Below are 5,443 nucleotides of genomic sequence, written 5' to 3'. Positions count from 1 at the left end.
CCCGGGGGCGTACGGGTATGACGCGGCGCGCGGCGCCCCGGGGGCGTACGGGTATGACGCAACCCCTACCCGTAGTACCGCCGTCCTCCCACCCGGCTCCCTCCCCGGACCTGTCCCTCACATCCCCTGGAGAGCGTTGAAACGCCCCCGATCCCTCAGCCGGTCTCGCGCGCGCTCGCGTGACGAGGCCGCGTCGGAGCTGTTCGCGGCGCTGTACCCGCGGCTCGCGGGCTGGTGCCGGCGGCTCGTGGACGACGACGAGACCGCGCACGAGGTCGCGTCGGAGGCGTTCACCCGCCTGTGGTCGCGGTGGACGAAGGTGGAGGAGCCGCAGGGTTTCCTGTACGTCACCGCCGCGAACCTGGTCCGGGACCACTGGCGCAAGACCGAGCGGGAGCGCCGGGCGATGCGGCGGGCGCGGACCGAGGAGGCGCTGCGGCCCGCGCAGGAGCAGGGCGACCCGTCGGTCATGCTGCTCGTGCAGTCGCTGCCCGAGCGGCTGCGCGTCCCGATCCTGCTCCACTACTACGCTGACATGCCGATCCGGCAGGTGTCCGCCCTGACCGGACGCAAGGAGGGAACCGTCAAGGCCGACCTCCACGCGGCCCGCGAGCTGCTCCGCGCCCATCTGAGGAGAAGCCTTGACCACACGCTTTGACGCCGACGACAGCTTCGGAGCCGACGGCGGCGGACACCAGGAGGACCCGCTCGTCGAGCTGTTGCGCCCCCCGGCGTCCCATCTGCCGCCCCCGCCGGGCCACTTCACGGCGCTACGCCGCAAGTCCCGGCGGCGCAAGGCGCGTACGGTGCTGGCGGCGACGGCGACCTGTGCGGCGGCGCTGCTGATCGCGCTGCCCCTCGCGTCGTCGTCCTCGTCGCCTCCGGTGCGGAAGGCGCCGCCGATGGCGCCGGCGCCGACGGTGGATCCGCCGCTCGTGGACCGTACGCCGCCCACGCCCGGTCCGTCGGCGGTGGACCGGGAGCCGCCGGTGGAGGACTCGACGCCGCGGCCTTCGGCGCCGTCGGGGCGGGACGTGTCGCCGTCGCCGTCGGTGGTGGAGCCGACGACTGCCGTGGACGGCTCCCTGTCTCCGGAGACGTCCTCGGGCAAGTCCTCGCAGAAGTCATCGGCGGATTCGCCGGCTCCCTCCGCCGTGCCCACGATGGCCGATCAGGCGGCGGACCTGACGCCCTGAGCGCCGGGGGCGGAGGGGAGTTGGGCCGGTCGCCGGGCTCCCCTGCCTACGGGAGGCCGATCGGGTCGCCCGTGGCGAAGCCGGTCAGCTTCTCCGGGTTGCGGACGTAATACATGCCGTCGATCAGGGAGTTGGCGATCCGGAACGCGATCACGCCGTCCAACTCGCCGTCCAGGTGCAGCGCGAGCGCCGGGGCGCCGTTGACGATGGTGGGGTGGGAGGTGAGGACGCCGTGCTTCGCCGAGGTGGCGAAGATGAAGCGGATGATCTTCTCCGGGCCCAACACCGGTACACGCGCGGCCTGTTTGATGCCGCCGCCGTCCGTCAGCAGGACGACGTCCGGGGCCAGGACGTCCAACAGGCCCTGCGGGTCGCCCGAGTCGAGCGCCGCGCGGAACGCGTCCACCGCCGCCCGCGTCTCCCTCGGCGAGACCGTCTGCCGGGGGCGGCGGGCGTCCACGTGCTGCCGGGCGCGGTGCGCGATCTGCCGTACGGCGGCGGGGGACTTGTCGACGGCCGCCGCGATCTCGTCGTACGGCACGTCGAAGACCTCGCGCAGCACGAACACCGCGCGTTCCGTCGGCGACAGGGTCTCCAGGACCAGCATCAGCGCCATCGACATGCTCTCCGCGAGTTCGGCGTCCTGCGCGACGTCCGGGGCGGTGAGCAGGGGCTCCGGGAGCCAGGGGCCGACGTACGACTCCCTTCTTCTCGACAGGGTGCGCAGGCGGTTGAGGGACTGGCGGGTGGTGATCCGGACGAGGTACGCGCGCTGGTCGCGCACCTCGTCCAGGTCGACCTTCACCCATCTCAACCAGGTTTCCTGGAGGACGTCTTCGGCGTCGGCGGCGGAGCCGAGCATCTCGTAGGCGACCGTGAAGAGGAGGTTGCGGTGGGCGACGAAGGCGTCGGTGGCCGGGTCGGTCATCGGGGCTCTTTCAGTGGGCGGTTGCGGCGGAGTCGCGGTGGGCGGCTTCGGGGGCGGCGGGGGCCTTCCCTGCGGGAGTCTTTCCTGCCGGGGACTTTCCTGCCGGGGTCTTTCCCGCGGGGGCCTTTCCTGCGGGGGACTTGAACTTCTTTGCCTCCCAGGTCAGTTGCCATACCGTGCCACGGCACACGAACTCCTTGACACGGCCCCCCATGCGGCCCGCGACGTGCAGCTTCTTCGCCGTGTCGTCGCGCTGCGAGAACTGGAAGATGCCGGTCCTGCGGCCGAGGCTGATGCACTGGCCCGCGAACGCCACCTCCACCGGGGCGGGTTGGGTTCCCGCGATCCTGCTCAGCACCGTCTCGGCCGCCTGCGGGCCGAGTTGGACCGCCGACTGGCAGCCCATGCGGTACGGCTGTCCCGACGGCGCCGCCGAGTCGCCGGCCGCGACGATCCTGTCGTCGTCCACGCTCGTCAGGGTGTCGTCCGTGAGGAGCCGGCCGAGGGCGTCGGTGGAGAGGCCGCTGCGCGCCGCGAGGTCCGGGACGCCGAAACCCGCTGTCCAGATGGTGAGTTCGCTCGGGATCTCCGTACCGTCTTCGAGCCGTACGGCGTGCTCGGTGACCTCCATCGCGCTCGCGCCCTCCAGGACGGTCACGCCGAGGCCCGTCAGGCGTGCCGTCACCGTGCGGCGGGCGTCCGGGTGCAGGTAGGGGTTCAGGACTCCGCCGCAGACCAAGGTCGGTTTCCGTCCCTGCTCCGCGAGTTCGGCCGCCATCTCGATGCCGGAGGCTCCGCCGCCGACCACGGTGACCGGTGCGGTGGGGCGGGCGGCGAGGAGCGCCTTCAGCTCGGCGGCGTCCTCCAGGGTGGCGATCGGGTGGGCGAACTCCCGTACACCGGGGGTGTGTTGGTCGGCGCTCGCGCTGCCCACGGCGTACACGAGGTAGTCGTACGGGAGGGTGCCGCTCTTGCTGGTCGCCAACTCCCTTGCGGCGGCGTCGATTCGGGTGACCGCGTCCACCAGCAGCCGCACCCTGGGGTTCAGCACCTTTCCGTACTCCACGACCGCGTCGTCCGTACTCGCCGCCAACTGGTGCAGCCTGATCCGCTCCACGAACTCCGGCCGCGGGTTGACCAGCGTCACGGCGACGTCCCCGCGCTTCATCAGCCTGTTCGCCGCCATGACCCCGGCGTACCCGCCGCCCACCACGACCACCTCGACGTTCCGGTTCATCGTCTCTCCTCCGCTCCAAGGGGTTCGGACTCAAGACACCGAGTGCACGAAGGTTGTGACAGCTGTGACGCGGCTCACAGCCCTGTGTCTGCGAGAGCCTAGGCCCGTACGTCCCTGCCCAGCACCTCGGCCGCTCGCATGAAGCCGTCCGTGCCGTGGCCGAGGGTGATGACCCGGTCAGCCAGGGATTGGGCGGCGCGCATCAACGACGCGTCAATGCCGTGGAGTTCGGAGGTCTCGACGATGTGGGACATCGTGGAGGCGGCGGAGGTGATCGGGTTGTCGGCGCCGGACCCGGTGAAGTCGCCCGCGTCCGTCTCGGCGGCCGTCTGGGCGAAGAGAGCGGGGAGGATGTGGGAGATGCCCGCCGCGAACGGGGCCAGGTCGGCGGCCTTGACGCCTTCCGCCCGGGCCAGGGCCAGACCGTGGGCGTAACCCGCCATCGTGGTCCAGAAAATGTCGAGGAGAGCGATGTCGTACGCGGCGGCGTGGCCGATCTCGTCGCCGAGGTGCGTGTGGGTGCCGTTCAACGCTTCGAGGACAGGCCGGTGTTGGGCGTAGAGGGCGGTGGGGCCGGAGTAGAGGAAGACCCCGGCGGGCGAGCCGACGACCGTGTTCTGGGTCATGATCGCGCCGTCCAGATAGGAAATCCCGTGTACGGAGGCCCAGTTGGCCAACTCGCGGGCCCGTCCTGGGGTGTCGGCGCTGAGGTTCACCACCGTGCGTCCCCGGAGCGCGGCGACGACCGGCTCGCGCCGCAGGAACGTGTCCGCGGCGTCGTAGTTCACCACGCAGACGACGGTCAGCGGGCTCGCGGCGACCGCCTCCTCCACACTCGCCGCCGCGACGGCTCCGCGTGCGGTCAACTCCCCTTCCCTGCCCGGGGTTCGGTTCCACACGGTCGTGCGGAGACCGGCGTCGAGGAACGCGCCGGCGAGGGCGCGGCCCATCGGCCCCAGGCCGAGTACGGTGACAGACTGGTCCTTGACATCGGGCATGAGTTCGATTCCTTGGTGATGGGTGAGAAGAACGGGGTGGACATGACGCGCAGCCGCGCCCAGGACACGGACGTGTGCGGAGTGACCGCCGCGATCGCCGTGATCGACGGCAAGTGGAAGACGAGCCTGCTCTGGCTGCTGGAGTCAGGACCGCACCGCCCCGGCGAACTCCGCCGCCAACTGCCCGGCCTCAGCGAGAAGGTGCTGACGCAGGCGCTGCGCGAGATGGAGTCGGACGGGCTGGTGCACCGGGACGTACACGACGTACTGCCGCTGAAGACCGTGTACTCCCTGACTCCCTTCGGCTACGACCTCTCCAAGGCCCTTTCCCCGCTTGACGATTGGGGTCATCGGCGGCTGGAGATGATGTCCGGGCGGCCGTCCTGACCGCCTGCGATCAGCCTCGCCCGGCCTGCCGCCCGGCGCCAAGTACCCACTTTTTTGTGGGTGCTCGGCTTTGTGCGGGTGCCCGGCTCTCGGCGGCCATGACTGGACGTCCCAACACCCGGAAGAAGCAGAGGACTTGATGGGAACCAGGCGCGAGCTCCAGGACCTGCCCGAGCACGCCGACCTCCGCCGCGCGGACTCCCTCGCGCGGGAGATCTTCTCCGACGTGGCCAACAAGTGGGCGCTGCTGGTCATCGAGGCTCTCGGCGAACGGACCCTGCGGTTCAGCGAGTTGAGGGACGAGGTCGAGGGGATCAGCCACAAGGTGCTGACCCAGAACGTGCGGATGCTGGAGCGCAACGGCCTGGTGGCGCGCACGGTCCACCCGACGATTCCGCCGCGCGTCGAGTACACGCTCACCGAGCCGGGGCGGGCGTTGCGGGCGACGGTCGATCTGCTGTGCGGGTGGACGCAGACGTATCTGGGCGACATCGAGGAGGCGCGGGGCCGGTTCGAGGGGTGAACTCCCCTACGAGGGCTTGCCCTTGACCCCCGCGTCAAGGTTTACCGTCTCCGCGCCCGCCACCTGAGGAGACCCCCTTGATGCCCTCGACCACCCGCGAAGTCCGCCTCGCCACCACTCCCCGGGGACTCCCCGTCCCCGGCGACCTCACCATCATCAACACCCCCCTCCCCC

The 5,443-nt window shown here is 71.0% G+C and carries 7 protein-coding genes; 4 read left to right on the top strand and 3 right to left on the bottom strand.

What is annotated here, in order from left to right; translation table 11 throughout:
- Positions 1-136: 136 nt before the first annotated feature.
- A complete protein-coding gene (locus AOK24_RS05540; RefSeq protein ID WP_055718927.1) occupies positions 137-658 on the top strand; it encodes an RNA polymerase sigma factor in 522 nt (173 codons plus the stop codon).
- The gene (locus AOK24_RS05535; protein ID WP_055718926.1) at positions 642-1,196 is read left to right on the top strand and encodes a hypothetical protein; all 555 of its coding nucleotides are present in this window, start codon (positions 642-644) and stop codon (positions 1,194-1,196) included. Before AOK24_RS05540 ends, AOK24_RS05535 begins: the two co-directional genes overlap by 17 nt.
- A gap of 46 nt (positions 1,197-1,242) precedes the next feature.
- Here the strand turns inward: AOK24_RS05535 and AOK24_RS05530 are convergent, their stop codons facing one another.
- The 3 genes from AOK24_RS05530 to AOK24_RS05520 all read right to left on the bottom strand — a co-directional run bounded on the left by AOK24_RS05530 (position 1,243) and on the right by AOK24_RS05520 (position 4,359).
- Positions 1,243-2,124: an RNA polymerase sigma-70 factor gene (locus AOK24_RS05530; RefSeq protein WP_055718925.1), complete on the bottom strand. Its 882-nt coding sequence runs from the start codon at positions 2,122-2,124 to the stop codon at positions 1,243-1,245.
- A gap of 10 nt (positions 2,125-2,134) precedes the next feature.
- The gene (locus AOK24_RS05525) at positions 2,135-3,361 is read right to left on the bottom strand and encodes an NAD(P)/FAD-dependent oxidoreductase (RefSeq protein WP_055718924.1); all 1,227 of its coding nucleotides are present in this window, start codon (positions 3,359-3,361) and stop codon (positions 2,135-2,137) included.
- A 98-nt stretch (positions 3,362-3,459) separates the two neighbouring features.
- Positions 3,460-4,359 (bottom strand): NAD(P)-dependent oxidoreductase, encoded by a 900-nt coding sequence (locus tag AOK24_RS05520; protein ID WP_055718923.1) that lies wholly within the window; start codon positions 4,357-4,359, stop codon positions 3,460-3,462.
- 42 nt (positions 4,360-4,401) lie between these two features.
- Here AOK24_RS05520 and AOK24_RS05515 point away from each other — a divergent pair, with 42 nt between their 5' ends.
- Both AOK24_RS05515 and AOK24_RS05510 read left to right on the top strand, forming a co-directional pair.
- Complete coding sequence (locus tag AOK24_RS05515; RefSeq protein ID WP_055718928.1) at positions 4,402-4,746, top strand: winged helix-turn-helix transcriptional regulator; 345 nt, start codon at positions 4,402-4,404, stop codon at positions 4,744-4,746.
- Between the two features lie 139 nt (positions 4,747-4,885).
- A complete protein-coding gene (locus tag AOK24_RS05510; RefSeq protein ID WP_055718922.1) occupies positions 4,886-5,269 on the top strand; it encodes a winged helix-turn-helix transcriptional regulator in 384 nt (127 codons plus the stop codon).
- Positions 5,270-5,443 lie beyond the last annotated feature (174 nt).

It is taken from the genome of Streptomyces niveiscabiei (genome assembly GCF_001419795.1).
In the GTDB taxonomy this organism is placed as follows: domain Bacteria; phylum Actinomycetota; class Actinomycetes; order Streptomycetales; family Streptomycetaceae; genus Streptomyces; species Streptomyces niveiscabiei.
This window is presented reverse-complemented; position numbering and strand designations above follow the sequence as displayed.